Genomic DNA, 17,763 nt, shown 5'->3' on the forward strand with positions numbered 1-17,763 from the left:
CTTTTTTAAAAACATCCAGCAGTGATACTATTCTCCATTGGAAATTTCCTGCAGATCATCCGATTCAAAGATTATCTGCGCTGTTGGTTCACTATTGGCGATGGCAATCATAGCGCGAGCGACGTCGGCAGCCGGGATAGGTCTGTATTTTCGCAGTTTGCCAATCATCAAAAAACTAATTGTTTTCATCAGCCATTGGCCGAGGGTTTCGGCGGTGCGTTTTTCGTTTCGTTCGCCTAGCAGCATCGACGGACGCACGATCGTTTTCAGCGGCCCATCTATTTGTAGAACCTGCTGCTCCATCTCGCCTTTGGTACGCAGATAAAAGTTGCCCGATTTTGCTTTAGCGCCAATGGAAGATACCACCAGCAGCTTCCCGGCTTTTTTGTCGGCGGCAAGCCTTGTAATGGCCAGCGACAGATCGAGATCGACTTTTTTAAAACTTTCTTTTGAACCGGCTTTCTTGATGGTGGTGCCGATGCAGCAATAAACGTCGTCGATGGGTGGCTTTAAGTTTAAGCTTTGCAAATTGCTGTAATCATCGATGATCTCTGTGAGTCGTTCATGTTTTCCACCCATCGCATGGCGATTGATACAAATTATCTCACGATAATTTTTGTTGGTGAGCAACTGCTGTGTAAGGTGATGTCCGGTAAGGCCTGTGGCTCCAAAAACAAGGGCTATTTTCGATTGCCTGTTCATAGGCGTTGATCGCCTGGGTGCTTTGGATCGCTTGGGAGGCCTGGATCGCTTGGGTTGCTTGGGTTGCTTCAAGTTTCTAAAGTTATGATGATGAATAAAAGAGCTCTTAGTTAAAATGGAAGATCGTCGGTAGGCCCTTCGGGAGGTATTTCATTCATCGATGGCGGTGGCGCCGTATTGGCTTGCGTTGCCTGCGATTGGAGTGGCTCCACACGCCAGGCTTCCAGGTTGTTGAAATAAGAAACCTGACCGTTTTTTTCCCACCTGCGTCCCCGAATGTTGAAGACAACTTTTATCTGCTGACCAACAGGAATATTTTCGATGGCTTCGCATTTATCCTGCGTAAGCTGAAATTTGATGGTCTCGATAAATTCATTAACGCCTACTGTCTCGCGTTTTTCGATTACAAATTCTCTTTTCCTGAAGCGGTCGGTAACCTGCACCGCATCGTACTTTTCTATTAATGTACCTGTAATTTCGTAGCTCATGGATCGTACTTTTTATTTTTATAAAATATTCTATTTATTTTTAATGACCAGCTTCCGCTGATTGTTTCATGCTGCAAGGCCTGCTGAAGGTGTTTCTCAAAAGCCTTTCGCGGGATTGTTTCGGCACCGAGGCTTCGCAGATGTTGTGTCTCCTGTTGCGCATCGATGAGCGGAAAGTCCCATCCCCTGAGGCGTTCGACGAGATGCCACAAAGCAACTTTAGAGGCATTGCTTTCGTGATAAAACATCGATTCGCCAAAAAAAATCCGGCCCAAAGATACACCGTAAAGTCCACCCGCCAAATGATTTTCTCTCCAAACTTCAACCGAATGTGCATAACCGGCCTGATGCAGCGCCTGATAAGCTTTTATCATCTCATCACCGATCCAGGTGCCATCCTGGTCCGGGCGATCTATTTCTGCGCAGGCAGTGATTACCTTATCGAAAGCCTCATCAAAAGTAACCTGAAAACGACCACTCCGCAAGGTTTGCCGAAGTGAGGCAGAGACCTTTAATTTACTAGGAAACAAAACCATACGCGGATCCAGCGTCCACCACATAATTGGCGAGTCATCACTAAACCACGGAAAAATACCCATCGAATAAGCAAGCAAAAGCCGCTCAGGTTTCAGGTCGCCGCCAATGGCCAACAGCCCGTCGTCCTCCGCAAGTTCCGGCGGCGGAAAAATCAAATCATCGGTGAGCATGTAAACAGGCATTTTCGGGCAGAGTAAAGTGTAGCGTTTTCAGTATGAAGCAAAAATTAATTCATCTTTTAAATTGATCAAGCGCCAAATTTCGACAAAAAATCTGTTTGGACGTCTTAATTTTCTGGATGATTGATGCAGCCATTTTTTGAAATTGATTATTTTTGCTCAAAACATTTTACTATGGAACATTCAGCATTTATCAATCTCGACCTGCTCTCCCAGGAAGCCAGAAAGGAATTGGAGACCTTTTATGATTTTCTGCTCTTTAGGTAAAATAGCTCAAAGAAGACCAAAATACCGATGATAATTGGGAAATAACACAAAAACGATTGGTAGAGAATAAGTATCAATTACCCCACCCTATCAACCAAATTCACGGTAAAAATTGTAAGCCCATCCCTGCTTTCCGAAGCCGTGATATCCCCACCCATCTGCAAAACGATTTGTCTGCTCAGGCTTAGGCCAATGCCCGATCCATTTTCTTTGGTGGTGTAAAAGGGTACAAATATTTGCTCTTTTATTTCGGGCGGTATGTGTGGACCATTGTTGCCGATTTCCAGTTTTATGTTGTTTCCGTATTGTGTGAGTCTGATCGAAATGAAGGGCGTTTCGGCCCCTTCATCAACGAGCACTTCGCAGGCGTTTTTCAGTAGGTTTAAAATTACCTGCGACAAAAGCTGCTCGTCCGAAGATATCATCATGTTTTCGGGTATCAACTTTCGGATTTGTATCTCTGTAAATCCCGGATACGCGCTGGCGGCAATCAGCATACGCTCGATGAGACTGGAAAGATCGACTGGCTTAAAATGTGGCTCGGGAAGCTTGGTAAATTTCCGGTAGTTTTCTACAAAGCTCATCAGCCCTACGCCACGCTCCTCAATCACACCCAGACCTTTCACCGTGTTTGCAATCATGGCGGCATCCACATTTTCAGGCTTTATTATTTGGTCGTTGGTCGTAAAATATCCCAAAATTACCTGCGTGAGCGAAGTGATGGGCGCAATATTGTTCATGATTTCGTGTGCCAGCGTGCGCGCCAGTTTTATCCAGGCGTCGATTTCGCGGTTGTCGAGTTCTTTGGTAATATCGCTAACCGCCACCAGTTTTATCGTTTCGTCGTGGGTTTTTATTTCGGAAAGCTTAAAGAGTAATTTCTGCCCATATTTATTTTCGAATATTGCCGACTGCAGGTTTTTGCCGGAGCTTTCCAAAATAAACCCCGGCAATACCTCGTCGATGGCCAGCAAGGTATTCACATGATGATACGCGCTAATTTGCGTAAGCCTCGTAGCAGCAGGATTGATATTTATCACACGGCCTTTTTCGTTTACCGAAAATAGCCCTGTAGCCGACTGGTCGATCACCGAACGGAAATACTGCTCCTGGGAGTTGATGTCGATTTTTGTTTTCTTAAAAATCTCGTTCAGCCGGTCGATGCCTTTATAAATATCATCGATGGCTTTATTACCTGATCTGCGAGGCGTTTTCAGGGTGGTGTCGTCATTTTCAATTCCCATCAAAAAGGAGGCAATCCAGTGGTTTATTTTGTTAAAATAGTTGATGATATTGATGACGGCGCCTATTAACACCAAAACCAATAGCAGGCTCAGCGTCGTCTGATCGTCGATATAAAAATAAGTTGCCGCTGCAGCCAGCAGGATAATTATGATCAGTCTGGATAAGATTGCCCGGTAAAAATGTTTGTACGGCATGGTTTTCCTTCTTAAACTTTATTCATCAAACGACTTCAGTTTTTTGTAAAGCGTAGGCCGCGAAATGCCCAGATTTCTTGCCACTGCACTCATGTTGCCATTTTCCTTTTGTATGGCGGCTTGTATCATCTCCTTCTCCATCTCTTCGATGGTTTTGTTGTGAAGATGGCTGGCAGAGGATTTTGGAGACTGAAGAGCAAAACTCTCTTCGGTCAGCTGATCGTTGTCGGCCAGTATCACAGCTTTTTCGATACTGTGTTGTAATTCCCTCACATTGCCGGGCCAACTGTGCAGCAGCAGTTTCGCGGCCGCTTTACGCGTTAATTTGATGCCGGGCTTGTTGTATTTCGCTCCATATTTCTCCAGATAAAATTCGGCGAGCAGCACCACGTCGTTTCCACGTTCGCGCAGTGGCGGCACCTCTATCGTGATGGTATTGATGCGGTAGAGCAAGTCTTCACGAAAAAGACCTTCGGAAATCATTTTCGGTAAATCCATGTTGGTGGCCGTTATCAGCCGAATGTCGACAGGAATAGGTTTGTTGCTCCCCAGTTTTACAATTTTTCTGCTTTGCAAAACCACCAACAATTTGGCCTGAAATGCTAAAGGAAGATTCCCGATTTCATCCAAAAACAAAGTGCCTTTATGTGCCGCCTCAAATTTGCCGGCACGCTCTTCTTTGGCATCAGTATAAGCACCTTTGGTATGGCCAAAAAGTTCGCTTTCAAAAAGTGTCTCGGTGATGGCGCCCATGTCCACATTCATCATAACCTCATTTTTTCGTAAAGAATGTTGATGGATTTCACGCGCAATCAATTCTTTACCGGTACCATTTTCACCCACAATAAGAATATTGGCATCGGTGGCAGCCACTTTTTTTACGACAGTCATCACCTTTTTCATGGCTTCTGAATCCCCGATAAGGGGCTGTGCTGGAGGCCGGAGCGCTTGTTTTAATGTTTGCGCCGTTTTGGCCAACGCTCGATTATCCGTCTGGCTCTTGCGCAATTTCATGGCTGCGTGGAGTGTGCTTATCAATTTGTGGTTGTCCCAGGGTTTCAGGACGAAATCGAAAGCTCCTTCTTTAACAGCTTTCACGGCCAGCTCTACGTCGCCATAAGCTGTAATCATAACCACCACAACCGAAGGGTCGTGTTTTTGAATTTGGTGTAACCAAAAAATCCCTTCGTTGCCCGTGTTAATGCCCGCCTTAAAATTCATATCCAGCAGCACTACATCAATGTTTTGCTGCTGCAGCGTCGTGAGCAGCACATTGGGATTGCTGAGCGCAACAACCTGATCAAATTCCGTTTGCATCAGCATCTCCAGCGCGGTAAGCACGCTCTTGTTGTCGTCGAGGATGAGAATGTTGCCTTTCATAGCCAGCGAAATTATACAATTTGTAAATGAACGACACACCGGTGTTAGGGTTCTTTACACTTTTTTCTACAAAAAATTTATGTTTTAGGTTTAAACATCACCTTGTCAGTGCTTTACAATTAGCGGCACCGCGATTGAGCAGATTGAGATTAAAAGCAAAAAAAGTAAGATCATGGATATTCCAAAAGTGAAGAAAAAAGGTTTTAAAAGGAAACATCTGGTAATAATTTTGGTGTCACTACTATTTGCTTTCCTTGCGTATCAGTCCTTTTTTGCAGTTCATTTGTCGACATTGAATGTGGATGCCGACAAGTTGCAGATCGAAACGGTGTCGGCAGGGACTTTTCATAATTACATCACCGTTACCGGAAATGTAGAACCCATTGCAACCATTTTTTTGGATGCCCGCGAAGGCGGACGCGTGGAGGAAAAAGTGATCGAAGAGGGAAGTATGGTCACCAAAGGCGATGTAATCCTGCGACTGAGCAATCCCGACCTGACACTAAACATTTTAAACAGTGAAGCACAACTGGCCGAAAAGAGCAATTTTTTGCGCAATACCATGGTGGTGATGGAACAGGAAAAGCTGCAGATCAAGCGCGAGCTGCTGAACCTGGAATTCGACATCAAACGCAAAAAGCGCGTGTATGGCCAAAAGCAGGTTTTGTATCAGGATGAACTAATATCGAAAGAAGAGTTCCTGATGGCTGAGGAAGATTATCAGTTTGCACTGCGAAGTTTCGAGCTTTATCAGGAGCGCCAGCGGCAGGATTCGATTTATCGAAAAATTCAGGTAGATCAGATGGAGGATAACCTCAGCAATATGGAGATGAACCTGAAGCTGATCAGGCAAAGCCAGGAAAGCCTGGATGTAACGGCTCCGGTTGATGGGCAGCTAACCACGCTGGAGGTAGAGCTTGGGCAATCGGTTCCCAAAGGCGGCAGGATCGGACAAATCCATGTATTGTCGTCGTACAAGGTGGTGGCACGAATCGACGAACATTATATCGACCAGGTGCGAGCCGGCCTGATGGCGATCCTTGACCGGCAGGGACAGGAATACCAATTAAAAATTAGAAAAATATTGCCCGAAGTGCGTGATGGCCGTTTTTCGGTGGAGATGATTTTTACGGGCGAAACACCCGCCAATATGCGCACCGGACAAACTTATTACACGCGCCTGCAACTGGGCAGCCCCGAAGAAGCACTGCTGCTGCCGCGTGGCAACTTTTTCCAACAAACGGGAGGGCAATGGATTTTTGTGCTTTCGCCCGATGGCAAATATGCCGAAAGGCGAATGATAAAAATCGGCAGGCAAAACCCCGGCTATTATGAAGTGCTGGAAGGCCTGCAGCCAGGCGAGCGCGTCATTGTGTCGGGTTACGAGAATTTTGGTGACAACCAACGGATCGTACTCAAATAAATTAAAACTATAAAAAAAACGGCTATGAGGGTAGTACATTTAAAATTTATCTTTAATAATTTAAAGAAATCAGGTAAAACAACCGTGTTTAATCTGATTGGATTATCGGTGTCGTTTGCCGCATTTATGCTTATCTCTATTTATGTATTCAACGAATTTACCTACGACCGATTCAACAAAGACTACGAAAGGATTTATCGATTGAATATGGAAATGGAGTTTGATGGACAGCATCATTTGAGCTCTTTTCTTCCCAACCCTTTAGCCGATGATATCCTCGATAATTTATCAGAATTTGAAAGCCAATGTTCTTTTGGGTGGGGACCCTCAAATTATGCGAAGGAATCAGACCAACTCACCAATTTTGAGATAAAAACCCGAGCCGTTGATCCCACCTTTACCGATATTTTTACCGTCCGCATCAAAAGCGGAAATCAGCACCCGCTAAGGGCAAAAAGCAGCATGATCATCTCCGAGAAAACAGCAAAAAAAGTATTTGGCGACGAGAATCCTGTTGGAAAAACACTGCTGGCCAACCACAAGGAACCCTATATTATTGACGCCGTTTTTTATGATTTGCCAGAAAACACCAGTTTTAAATACGATGCATTTTGCTCATTTCCAGCTACAGACTGGATAGACAATTGGTCAGAATATAGTTTTAATCATTTTTTCAAGGTCAGGCCGAATGCTGACATGACCTTGATGAAGGGTAAAATACTTGAAATCCCATCAGTAAAAAATATAGTCAAGGGAAATCCTGACGAAAACATCATTTTTACATTTACTCCACTTAAAGATTATCACTTTGACAGCCAGGGCGGAAATGGAAATTCTGTTTTTGCCAAAACACTCATTTTTGTTGCAATCCTGGTCCTTTTCATGGCCTTTATCAACTACCTCAACTTTGCCATAGCCAATGCACCCAAGCTAATCCGGTCGGTCAATATGCGGCGAATTGTAGGAGAATCGAAGCGCAGTTTATTGGTGATGCTTGGCATCGAATCGGTGGTACTTATGACGCTTTCATTTTTACTGGCTATCTTTTACTGCTTTCTCACCATACATTATTGGCCGGATATTTTTGGTTACGTACTCGACCTGAATCTTTATAAACCGCTGTTCCTGACTTGTTGGCTGTTATTCGTCGTGCTTGGTGTATTGTTTTCGGTTTATCCTTCCAGGATTATTGTTGGCGTTCAGCCTGCCCTCGCGCTCAAAGGCATGATTACGTTTTCGGCAAAGCGATCCTATTCAGGCAAAATACTGACAGTAATTCAGTATTCCATTTACATTTTATTAATCCTGGGTGTTTTGGTGATTGAAAAGCAAATTTCATTTCTAAAAAATTATGACCTTGGATTCGATAAAGAAAACATCGTCTTACTGGAAACTACCCCTTCGATACAGAGCCAGAAAGCAGCTTTCATAGATGAAATAATGAGAAACCCAAACATCACAGATTATGCCTTTTCGCAATTTGAGCCGGGAAGAGTTGGCATGAGTTGGGGCGGGGAAATTGATGGTAAACAGGTGAGTTTTTATTGCTGGCCTGTGGATGAACGGTATTTAGACTTTATGGGAATCGATGTTATTGAAGGAAACACCTTTTCATCGAACGTAGATGCCGACGAGAACAACTTTATTTTCAATCAAAAAGCCCTGGATGAATTTGGCTGGAATGAAGGCTATCTGGGTAAGATCATCCCTGGTTTCGATTTTCAGGGAAAGCTCATCGGTTTAGTCAAAAACATGAAATACGCTTCTCTGCACGAAGAAGTTCAACCCATGGCTTTCTGGTTGACCAAAACACAACATGACCTCATGAGCCTGAAAATTAAAGAAGAAAATCAAGGAGCAACATTGGATCATATCAGGGATGTATATGCCCGATTTGAAAGCAAGTACCCCGTCACGCTTTCATTTCTGGATGAACAACTCGATGCACAGTACAAACAAGAAGATAAACAAGCACAACTGATCTTTATCTTCTGTATGATTTCTATTATTATTTCAATAATAGGTGCGCTGGGAGTTATCATTTTTATGTGTGAATATCGGGTGAAGGAAATAGGGATCAGGAAAATAAATGGCGCCAAAGTTTCGGAAATTGTCACCATGCTCAACATGGATTTTGTAAAAGGCGTGTTCATCGCTTTCTGCATCGCTGTGCCCATCTCCTATTTGGTATTGGACTGATGGCTTCAAAATTTTGCCTACCGAACCAACCTAAGCTGGTGGATATTTATAGTGGCCGGGATAGTAGCTTTCGCGATAACACTTTCTACCGTGAGCTGGTACAGTTGGAGGGCAGCACGCAAAAACCCGGTGGATTCGTTGCGATATGAGTAAGACTGAAAAATCTAAAAAGTAACATTTAACATTAAAAACAATGATTAAAACAGAAAAATTAACAAAGGTATTCAGCACCGACGAGTTGGAAACACTGGCTTTGCGCAATGTGGACATCCATGTGAAAAAAGGCGAATTTGTAGCAGTAATGGGGCCTTCCGGTTGTGGCAAGTCCACGCTGCTCAACATTGTCGGGCTGCTGGACAATCCCACCGAAGGCCGGTATTCCTTTGCCGGTACAGATGTAACGCATCTGAAAGAGAAAGACCGCACGCAATTTCGCAAGGGCAACATCGGGTTTGTCTTTCAGAGTTTCAATCTGATCGACGAGATGAATGTTTTCGACAATGTGGAGCTTCCGCTGATGTACCTCAAAATGAAAGCCTCCGAGCGCCGCCAAAAAGTGAACGACGTGCTGCAGCGAATGAAAATCGGCCACCGCGCCAAGCACTTCCCGCAGCAGCTTTCGGGCGGACAGCAGCAACGAGTTGCTATTGCGCGCGCGGTGGTGGCCAACCCGAAACTCATCCTGGCCGACGAGCCTACCGGAAACCTCGACTCGAAAAACGGAACCGAGGTGATGAACCTCCTCACAGAACTCAACCAAACGGGCGCCACCATCATCATGGTTACCCACTCCGACCGCGATGCCAGCTATGCACACCGCATAATTAACCTGTTCGATGGGGAGGTAATTACGGAAAAAGCAGTAGCCAGCCGAAGGACAAATGACGAATAATGTTCGATAAATTATAAATATTTAAAAATGACAAATGATTTTGGTATGCAGAGACGCACGGCCATGCGTCTTTAATGACGATTGACGATTGACAAATGAAGTGTTTTCAATATCGAATATCGAATACAGAATTTTGAATTAAAGCCCCAAATGGGCGACATCAATTTAGAAGGACGAAGGACTATTGATCATTGACGATTAACAATCAACGATGACCGATTGAATGTCGAATTAAAACCCCGCCGGACTGAAGACGGTGGACTGGATACTTATTAAAATCTTAACAACAAACAAACAAAACCATGTGGCTAAAAAACTTGAAGTCTTTTACGCAGCATCTTTATAATAGCAAGCTTTACACAGCGGTGACTGTTTTGGGCTTTACCATCTCGTTGAGCTTTGTAATCCTGCTGAGCGTTTACATCAAAAATGAATTATCCGTAAACGATACGCAACCAAATAAAGACAGGATTTACCGTTTGATAAACGAAAATTATGCCGGCTTCGCGCCACCTATCGGCGAATGGCTACAAGGGGAGTTTCCGGAAATAGAAAGTTTTACACGTATTTCTACAAACGGCGGGATATTGATCACCACTGATGATGTAAAGGTCAAGTTTAATTATTTGCTTGCCGACTCTACCTTCTTCAATATCTTTAATTTCGATCTTATCGAAGGTGAGAAAGAAACGGCACTGAAAACGCGTAACTCTGTGGTGCTGAGCCGCGAATTTGCCAACCGCATTTTTGGCTCGGACTCGCCCATGCACCAACTGATAAAAATTGATGGCGTCTCCTGTGTTGTAAATGGAGTGGTCGGAGATATTTCGCAAACATCCAACTTTATAGCCTGGGATGCTATCATCAACTTTAGGGCGCTAGCCGATTTCGGGCATTCGCCCGAACTATTGACCAGCTTCGGAAACAGCTCCTTTGGGCTTTATTTTCTTGCCAAACCCAACACCAACCTGCCCGCAAAAGCTCCGGAAGTACTGGAGCTTTTTAAAAAAGATTTTTGGCTGTATCAAGACGGCAGGACAAAAACAGTATCTTTTGAGCCACTCACCGACAGCTATTTTAGCCCGATATCCGGCAGTGGAATTGTGCAAAACAACAAAACCCTGATTTTAATTTTGTTTGCTATAGTCATACTCATACTGGTACTGGCAATTATCAATTACATCAATCTGACTATTGCCCAATCGGGCATGCGTGTGAAAGAAATTGCCATTAAAAAACTACTGGGTAGCAGTCGGTCAAAACTGATGACACAACTCGTTGTCGAATCTATAATCATAAGCAGTGTGGCAATGTTATTGGCAATTTTGGGAGGCTTTTTGGCAGAGCCATTGCTTAATAGCGCATTGAATACCCAAATCAGACTTGCTGATGTTTTTACAGCTGGAACAGTTTTTATTCTATTTGTTTTTATTGTCGCCGTAGGTTTTTTTTCGGGCATCATCCCGGCATTCATCATCACCAGGCTGCGTGCCGTCGATGTTATAAAAGGAGGCTTTCGCCGGAAAAGCAAGATTTTGTATTCAAAATTCCTCATCGCTTTCCAATACACCGTGGTCATTGTGCTGGTTATCGCTACCATTATTATTGCCCAGCAAACTGCCTTTATGCGAAATCATGATTTAGGGTTTAATCATGACAATATCGTGTGGTTGGTCAATAACCTTAAACGCGGCCAAACAGAAGGATTCAGAAACGTTATTGAGAAAATACCCGGCGTTAAAAGAGTTTCTTTCGTCAAGGGCAGCCCCATAGATGGTGGCAACAACCAGTCGTTTATGTATGAAGACCAGCCTGTTAGTTTCCAGGAATTTGTTGTGGATAGCTCGTTTTTTGAGATGATGAAAATAAACATAACGCCCACCTCATCAGCCTATTCTAAGCAGGGCATCTGGCTGAATCAATATACGGTGGACAAACTGGGACTCGACCCGTTGCCTGTAAGTTTTAAATCAAACTATGGTGAGGAACCGGTTTTGGGCATTACCAATAATTTTAATATAGAATCGCTGCACAAGGAGTTGGGCTTTTTGATCCTGCGACAATTGGGAAAAGATGAATATCCGTGGAGTATTCTTGTTCAGCTGCAGTCAGGCGATGTGATCGCAACCTTTGATCAGGTAAAAAAATCCTATCTGGAATATACTGGAGGAATGCCTTTCGACTCGGGATTTTTTGATGATGACATTCAAAGCTGGTACGATAGCGAAAAGCGCACCGCCGCCATTGTGAGTTATTTTGCCTTGCTTTCCATCGTGATTTCTATCATGGGAATTTTTGCTATGGCGGTGTTTTATAATCAGCAAAAGATAAAAGAGATTGGCATCCGCAAAGTGAATGGCGCCACGGTATTTGAAATTGTTAAAATGCTAAATTTTGATTTTGTAAAATGGGTGGCAATAGCTTTTGTTGTAGCCTGCCCCATTGCGTATTATGCCATGAACAAATGGTTGCAAAATTTCCCTTATAAAACCCAGATTCATTGGTGGGTTTTTGTGTTGGCCGGAATTTTCGCGCTTGCTGTTGCTCTGATAACCGTGAGTTGGCAAACCTGGCGCGCCGCCCGAAGGAATCCGGTGGAAGCACTACGGTATGAATAACATTACGATGAACGATTAACAATTAACGATGAACCATGAACGATGTGGACTGAAAAAGGAAAATTAGAATTAAAAAATTAAAAAAATGACCAGAATTATCAAAATCCTGAAAAATTTCAAACGCAACCCGACGCTGCTGTTTGTCAACCTGCCGGGGCTTGCCATCGGACTGGCGGCGTTTTTATTGCTGATGATTTATGTGGTTCACGAAACCAGCTTCGACCGGAGTTTCCCCACACGGTCGCAGGTTTACAGGCTTTACAATACCATTATCGAGGACAACTCCACACAAACCTACCCGATATGTTCCAGTAAAGCTTATACTGAAATTCCGGCGGAGATTCCTGAAATAGACAAGGCTTGCCAGATTTATCGTGGAGGACGTGTGATTCTTTCAAAAGGAGAGACCCAACACACCATCAATAATTTGCTGTATGTTAATCCTGAGTTTTTTGATGTTTTCGGCCTTGATTTGTTGCAAGGCGAAAAAGATCAAGCTTTGCAGGCTAGCAATCAACTAGTTTTGGCACAGTCGGTTGCTCAAACAATTTTCGGCGATGAGTCTTGCCTGGGAGAAATTCTTAGTATCAGAGGCGAAGATTACCAGATAACAGGAGTTATAGCCGATTTGCCAAAAACTACCCATTTCCAATTTGGTGCGCTGGTCAGTATGAAATCGCTTTATTCAGGCATCTATTATGGCGGACTTGAATTTTTTACCTACTACCTTATAGACGAAAACAGCAATCCTGAGACTGTCGGGCAGAAAATTGCCGAACGCAATAATAAAATCGTTTCTGAAATTTTTAATAGTGAAAATACCACCGTGCGCTCGGGCATCGAGCCATTAACCGCCCTGCATCTGCACACCCGTGCCGACTTTGATTTGTCGAACAAGGGTAGTATATCTCAAATCATATTGGTGGCTTCACTGGCTGCTTTCATTCTGCTGATTGCTATTATCAACTTTATTAATCTTTATATTTTTCAAGGCGAAAAAAGGCTTCTTGAAATTGGTATCCGCAAATCGTATGGAGCCACGCCAGCCAGTTTACGTCGTATGTTTTATCTTGAAACAACATTAATTATTCTTCCGGCTTTTGGGTTGGCTTTGTTGCTTGCTCAAGCCGGCATTTCTTATTTTTCCCAACTGATGTGGGTCAATCTGAGTTTTAATGACATTATTTCGCCGATCAACATTGCGGTTATGATTAGCTTTCTGGTGTTGCTGGTTTTTTTAGCGGGCAGTTATCCGGCACATTTTCTCTCCAGACTGCCGCTGATCGATGCTGTGCATGGCGGCATAAAGTCGGTTCATCGCAAAAAATGGTTGTCAGTATCATCGGTTATGCTGCAGTTTTTTATCAGCATCTTATTAATTGTAAGCCTGTTGGTGCTAAATGGACAGCTATCTTTTATGAAAAATATCCCGTTGGGCTTCAATCCCGATAAGGTGGTCGGAATCAGTAGTTTCAATGTGCAAATAGATAGCAAAGCTGAAGCTATAAAACAGGAGTTGGGTAAGCTCACTTTCGTGAAAAAGGTAGGATCGGGCAGCCATTATATGGGCGGTGGCGTAAGCGGACAAAGCGTTTATCTCTTCGGGCAATCGGAAGAAAAAAGAAAAAGTATCAACCAGTATCGCGTGCAGGCGGGCTTTTGCGAAGTAATGGAATTGCAGTTGGCCGCAGGGCGTTTTTTCAGGAATACGCCCGAAGATAAATCTGCAATCATCCTCAACCAAACCGCTGTGAAGATGCTTGGACTTGACGATCCCGTGGGGCAGTCGCTGATCATGCACGAGGAGGAACCGCTTAAAATTATTGGGGTGGTCCGGGATTTTTATTACAACGAAAATGCCGGCCAAAAGATAGAACCGCTTTGCCTAACGGCCTATTCGGATCAGGTAAATGTAATTTACATCAAAACATCGGGGGCAGCCTCAAAGGAAAGGCACGAAGCTGTGGCAAAGGTATTTCATGATTTCCTGCCCGATTATCAATTCAGCAGCTTTTCGCTAAGCGATCGTTTTAACAATACCTATGTATTGGAAGAACGGTTTTTCAGCATGGTGCTGAGTGGAACACTTCTGGCTATATTATTGAGTTTTATAGGTATGTACGCACTTTCGGGCTACAATGTGGAGCGGCGCACCAAAGAGATTGGCATTAGAAAAGTACATGGCAGCACCACGCTTCAGGTAGTTGGGAAACTGATGATGGACATTTTAATCTGGGTTGTATTGGCTATGATTCCTGCGTTTTTGGTGGCTTATATCGCCATGCGTGAGGTGCTGATGAACTTCGTTAACAAAGTCTCTCTATCTCCACTTTATTTCCTTTTTGGCGGCCTGATTGCCCTGACTATAGCCACTCTGGCCATCTTGTTTAAAACCATTGGTGCAGCAAATCAAAACCCCGTGGAGAGTTTGCGGGATGAGTAAGGTAGTAGCCATGTGAGCCTTTGGACTTGCATAAAATAAAAATAGTAGTTTTGAAATTATAGTCAGGCAAACTTCCAGCGGGAACAACTACCTTTTTTATTATTGTAAAATAGAAGATTATGTGTAAAGTCTTTATTAAAAATATGGTGTGTAATCGCTGCATTATGGTGGTGCAGCATGAGATGGACAAACTGGGTCTGGAAGTGAAAAACATAAAATTGGGAGAAGTAATGCTCAAAAATGCACTGACGGATGAAGAAAATACAGCCCTGGATAATGCTTTAACTCCTTTGGGGTTTGAACGCATCAGCGATAAAAAAAGCAGGATCATCGAAAAAATAAAGAACATCATCATCGACCTGGTGCATTATCACGACAGTGATATAAAAAATAACTTATCGGATATTCTGAGCAAGGCCTTGCATCACGATTACAGCTATCTTTCCAATTTATTTTCGGAGGTAGAAGGCGTTACCATCGAAAAATATTTTATCGCCCAAAAAATCGAAAAAGTGAAGGAGCTGTTGGTGTACGACGAATTATCATTGAGCGAAGTGGCTGATCGGCTCAACTATTCCAGCGTGGCGTACCTGAGCAACCAGTTTAAGAAAGTTACCGGATTCACGCCGAGTCATTTCAAGAAAATTGGCAAAGACAAAAGAAAACCCTTGGATGAGGTGTAAACCTTACAAATAAATTCCATAAAACTACAATGCCCGCCCGCCCTTTTATTGTCAACTTTGCAGCCTGAAACAAAGCAATAAATTAATGACAACAAAAGAGAATGAAACCATCTTCCTGCCTTTGGAAGATATGAATAGTGAGCATTGCGCGCTTATTATCGATAAAGGCCTGTCGCAGATTGAAGGCATAGAAAGCCACAAAGTAGAGCTGAACAACCACAGGGCAGCGCTTGAGGCACAAAATACAGAAGCCGTAAAAGAAGCCATCAAAGCCATCAATAATTTGGGCTATGGCGTAACCACCGTAAAACAAACATTTCCTGTTTTGGATATGAGCTGCGCTTCCTGTGCCATCAGCGCCGAATCTACTGCAAAGACAACAAAAGGCGTAATCGATGCTTCTGTCAACTTTGCCACGGCAACCCTGTCGGTGGAATACCTGCCCAATATGACCTCTCCTGCTGAACTACAAAAAGCTGTGCAGGCGGTGGGTTTCGATTTGTTGCTCGAAGAAGAATCCACACAGCAGGAAACATTAGAGGCCATCCACGACAAGAAATTTAAGGTGTTAAAAAAGAAAACCATCTGGGCCATCATTCTTTCGCTTCCGGTGGTGGTGATTGGTATGTTTCTGCCAGACATCCCCTATGCCAACGTAATTATGTGGGCTTTTTCGACTCCCGTGCTGGCCTGGCTGGGTAAGGACTTTTTTGTTAACGCATGGAAACAGGCAAAACATCGCTCCGCAAATATGGATACCCTGGTAGCCCTTAGTACGGGAATCGCCTATACCTTCAGCGTTTTCAATATGCTTTTCCCTGAAGTGTGGCGCGCAAGGGGCCTGGAAGCACACGTTTATTTTGAAGCAGCCGCGGTGATCACAGCCTTTATTTTATTAGGAAGGCTATTGGAAGAAAGAGCCAAAGGCAATGCATCAACAGCCATTAAAAAACTGATGGGCTTGCAGCCAAAAACAGTATTGGTGCTGCTTCCCGATGGGCAGGAAAAACGTATCGCCATAAATGATGTAAATGTAGGCGATGTACTATTGGTAAAACCCGGCGAAAAAATAGCGGTCGATGGCAAGGTGGTTTCGGGCAATTCGTATGTGGACGAAAGCATGCTGAGTGGTGAGCCTGTTCCGGTGTTGAAAAAAGAAAATGAAAAAGTGTTTGCGGGAACCATCAATCAAAAAGGGAGTTTTCATTTTGAGGCAGAAAAGGTAGGCAAAGAAACCATGCTGGCTCAAATCATCAAAACGGTGCAGGAGGCACAAGGCAGCAAGGCTCCGGTACAGAAACTCGTGGATAAAATTGCAGGGATTTTTGTTCCGATAGTAATGGCCATTTCCATCTTCACTTTTATTATCTGGCTGATTCTAGGAGGCGAGAGCGGCCTTGTTCACGGACTGTTGGCAGCCATTACGGTGCTGGTAATTGCCTGCCCCTGTGCATTAGGGCTTGCGACACCCACGGCCATAATGGTGGGCGTAGGGAAAGGTGCTGAAAACGGAATTTTAATCAAAGATGCTGAAAGTCTTGAATTGTCCAAAAAGATAAATGCGGTTGTTTTGGACAAGACGGGAACCATCACCGAAGGCCAGCCACAGCTCACGGATGTGAAATGGCTGAAAGACAATGACACAACGCAGCAAATTTTATTTAGCCTGGAAAAACTTTCCGAACATCCATTGGCCGATGCGGTAGTAAAACATTTAGCCACAGAGCAGACAGTTCCTTTATCTTCTTTTGAAAGCATCACGGGCAAAGGAGCCACGGCAGTTTATGATAATGAAAGCTATTGGGTGGGCAACAGAAATCTACTGACTGAACATAAAATAGCTGTTGCTGACGAGCTGGAGCAAAAGGCCGATGAATGGAGCGAACAAGCCAAAACAGTGATATGGTTTGCAAACAATAAAAATGCCCTCGCGGTTCTGGCTATTTCCGACAAAATTAAAGAGACTTCCGTAGCTGCTATCAGGCAGATGCAGGAGATGGGAATCGATCTGTATATGCTCACCGGCGACAATGAATCCACTGCAAAAGCCATTGCCCGGCAGGCAGACATACCGCATTATAAATCTGAAATGTTGCCACAACAAAAAGCCGATTTCGTAAAAGAATTACAGCAGCAGGGCAAAATAGTTGCAATGGTTGGTGATGGCATCAACGACAGTACTGCATTGGCAACGGCAGATGTAAGTATTGCGATGGGCAAAGGAAGCGATATTGCCATGGATGTTGCCAAAATGACGATAATCTCATCCGATCTCAGCAAGATACCGCAGGCTATTCGTCTCTCCAAAAAAACAGTGACTACCATCAAACAAAATTTATTCTGGGCTTTAATTTACAATATGATAGGCATTCCGATTGCGGCCGGCATCCTCTACCCTATCAACGGATTCCTGCTGAACCCGATGATTGCCGGAGCTGCAATGGCCATGAGCAGCGTGAGTGTTGTAAGCAACAGTCTGAGGCTGAAATGGAAGAAAATAAGCTGAAAGTCTG

The 17,763-nt window shown here is 43.9% G+C and carries 12 protein-coding genes; 7 read left to right on the top strand and 5 right to left on the bottom strand.

Annotated elements, in window-relative coordinates; all coding sequences use genetic code 11:
- Positions 1–27 precede the first annotated feature (27 nt).
- From VFC92_12275 to VFC92_12295, 5 genes are all read right to left on the bottom strand, one after another.
- Positions 28–702, bottom strand: coding sequence for an NAD-dependent epimerase/dehydratase family protein (locus tag VFC92_12275; GenBank protein ID HZK08957.1), 675 nt, complete (start codon positions 700–702; stop codon positions 28–30).
- 110 nt (positions 703–812) lie between these two features.
- A complete protein-coding gene (locus VFC92_12280; protein HZK08958.1) occupies positions 813–1,190 on the bottom strand; it encodes a DUF3127 domain-containing protein in 378 nt (125 codons plus the stop codon).
- Positions 1,187–1,909, bottom strand: a complete 723-nt coding sequence (gene aat, locus VFC92_12285) for a leucyl/phenylalanyl-tRNA--protein transferase (protein HZK08959.1) — start codon at positions 1,907–1,909, stop codon at positions 1,187–1,189. The genes VFC92_12280 and aat overlap by 4 nt, the downstream gene beginning before the upstream one ends.
- A gap of 341 nt (positions 1,910–2,250) precedes the next feature.
- Positions 2,251–3,612, bottom strand: coding sequence for an ATP-binding protein (locus tag VFC92_12290; protein HZK08960.1), 1,362 nt, complete (start codon positions 3,610–3,612; stop codon positions 2,251–2,253).
- Between the two features lie 18 nt (positions 3,613–3,630).
- Complete coding sequence (locus tag VFC92_12295; protein ID HZK08961.1) at positions 3,631–4,992, bottom strand: sigma-54 dependent transcriptional regulator; 1,362 nt, start codon at positions 4,990–4,992, stop codon at positions 3,631–3,633.
- A gap of 172 nt (positions 4,993–5,164) precedes the next feature.
- On the opposite strand from VFC92_12295, the gene VFC92_12300 reads away from it, so the two are divergent.
- From VFC92_12300 to VFC92_12330, 7 genes are all read left to right on the top strand, one after another.
- Positions 5,165–6,415 (top strand): efflux RND transporter periplasmic adaptor subunit, encoded by a 1,251-nt coding sequence (locus tag VFC92_12300; protein ID HZK08962.1) that lies wholly within the window; start codon positions 5,165–5,167, stop codon positions 6,413–6,415.
- Positions 6,416–6,439: 24 nt separating this feature from the next.
- On the top strand, positions 6,440–8,614 hold the full coding sequence (locus VFC92_12305; protein HZK08963.1) for an ABC transporter permease: 2,175 nt from the start codon (positions 6,440–6,442) through the stop codon (positions 8,612–8,614).
- 193 nt (positions 8,615–8,807) lie between these two features.
- Positions 8,808–9,506 (top strand): ABC transporter ATP-binding protein, encoded by a 699-nt coding sequence (locus VFC92_12310; GenBank protein ID HZK08964.1) that lies wholly within the window; start codon positions 8,808–8,810, stop codon positions 9,504–9,506.
- Positions 9,507–9,808: 302 nt separating this feature from the next.
- Positions 9,809–12,124 carry an FtsX-like permease family protein gene (locus VFC92_12315; protein HZK08965.1) on the top strand — a complete coding sequence of 772 codons (2,316 nt, stop codon included), beginning with the start codon at positions 9,809–9,811 and terminating at the stop codon, positions 12,122–12,124.
- An 85-nt stretch (positions 12,125–12,209) separates the two neighbouring features.
- Positions 12,210–14,567, top strand: coding sequence for an ABC transporter permease (locus tag VFC92_12320; protein HZK08966.1), 2,358 nt, complete (start codon positions 12,210–12,212; stop codon positions 14,565–14,567).
- Positions 14,568–14,686: 119 nt separating this feature from the next.
- On the top strand, positions 14,687–15,250 hold the full coding sequence (locus VFC92_12325) for an AraC family transcriptional regulator (GenBank protein ID HZK08967.1): 564 nt from the start codon (positions 14,687–14,689) through the stop codon (positions 15,248–15,250).
- 85 nt (positions 15,251–15,335) lie between these two features.
- Complete coding sequence (locus VFC92_12330) at positions 15,336–17,756, top strand: heavy metal translocating P-type ATPase (protein HZK08968.1); 2,421 nt, start codon at positions 15,336–15,338, stop codon at positions 17,754–17,756.
- Positions 17,757–17,763 lie beyond the last annotated feature (7 nt).

The sequence above is a fragment of the Bacteroidales bacterium genome (assembly GCA_035647615.1).
Lineage (GTDB): Bacteria > Bacteroidota > Bacteroidia > Bacteroidales > 4484-276 > SABY01.

Bases quoted from the DNA above. Each gene is read 5' to 3' on its own strand.
- VFC92_12275 (HZK08957.1), bottom strand. From the start codon at position 702: ATGAACAGGCAATCGAAAATAGCCCTTGTTTTTGGAGCCACAGGCCTT.
- VFC92_12280 (HZK08958.1), bottom strand. From the start codon at position 1,190: ATGAGCTACGAAATTACAGGTACATTAATAGAAAAGTACGATGCGGTG.
- aat (HZK08959.1), bottom strand. From the start codon at position 1,909: ATGCCTGTTTACATGCTCACCGATGATTTGATTTTTCCGCCGCCGGAA.
- VFC92_12290 (HZK08960.1), bottom strand. From the start codon at position 3,612: ATGCCGTACAAACATTTTTACCGGGCAATCTTATCCAGACTGATCATA.
- VFC92_12295 (HZK08961.1), bottom strand. From the start codon at position 4,992: ATGAAAGGCAACATTCTCATCCTCGACGACAACAAGAGCGTGCTTACC.
- VFC92_12300 (HZK08962.1), top strand. From the start codon at position 5,165: ATGGATATTCCAAAAGTGAAGAAAAAAGGTTTTAAAAGGAAACATCTG.
- VFC92_12305 (HZK08963.1), top strand. From the start codon at position 6,440: ATGAGGGTAGTACATTTAAAATTTATCTTTAATAATTTAAAGAAATCA.
- VFC92_12310 (HZK08964.1), top strand. From the start codon at position 8,808: ATGATTAAAACAGAAAAATTAACAAAGGTATTCAGCACCGACGAGTTG.
- VFC92_12315 (HZK08965.1), top strand. From the start codon at position 9,809: ATGTGGCTAAAAAACTTGAAGTCTTTTACGCAGCATCTTTATAATAGC.
- VFC92_12320 (HZK08966.1), top strand. From the start codon at position 12,210: ATGACCAGAATTATCAAAATCCTGAAAAATTTCAAACGCAACCCGACG.
- VFC92_12325 (HZK08967.1), top strand. From the start codon at position 14,687: ATGTGTAAAGTCTTTATTAAAAATATGGTGTGTAATCGCTGCATTATG.
- VFC92_12330 (HZK08968.1), top strand. From the start codon at position 15,336: ATGACAACAAAAGAGAATGAAACCATCTTCCTGCCTTTGGAAGATATG.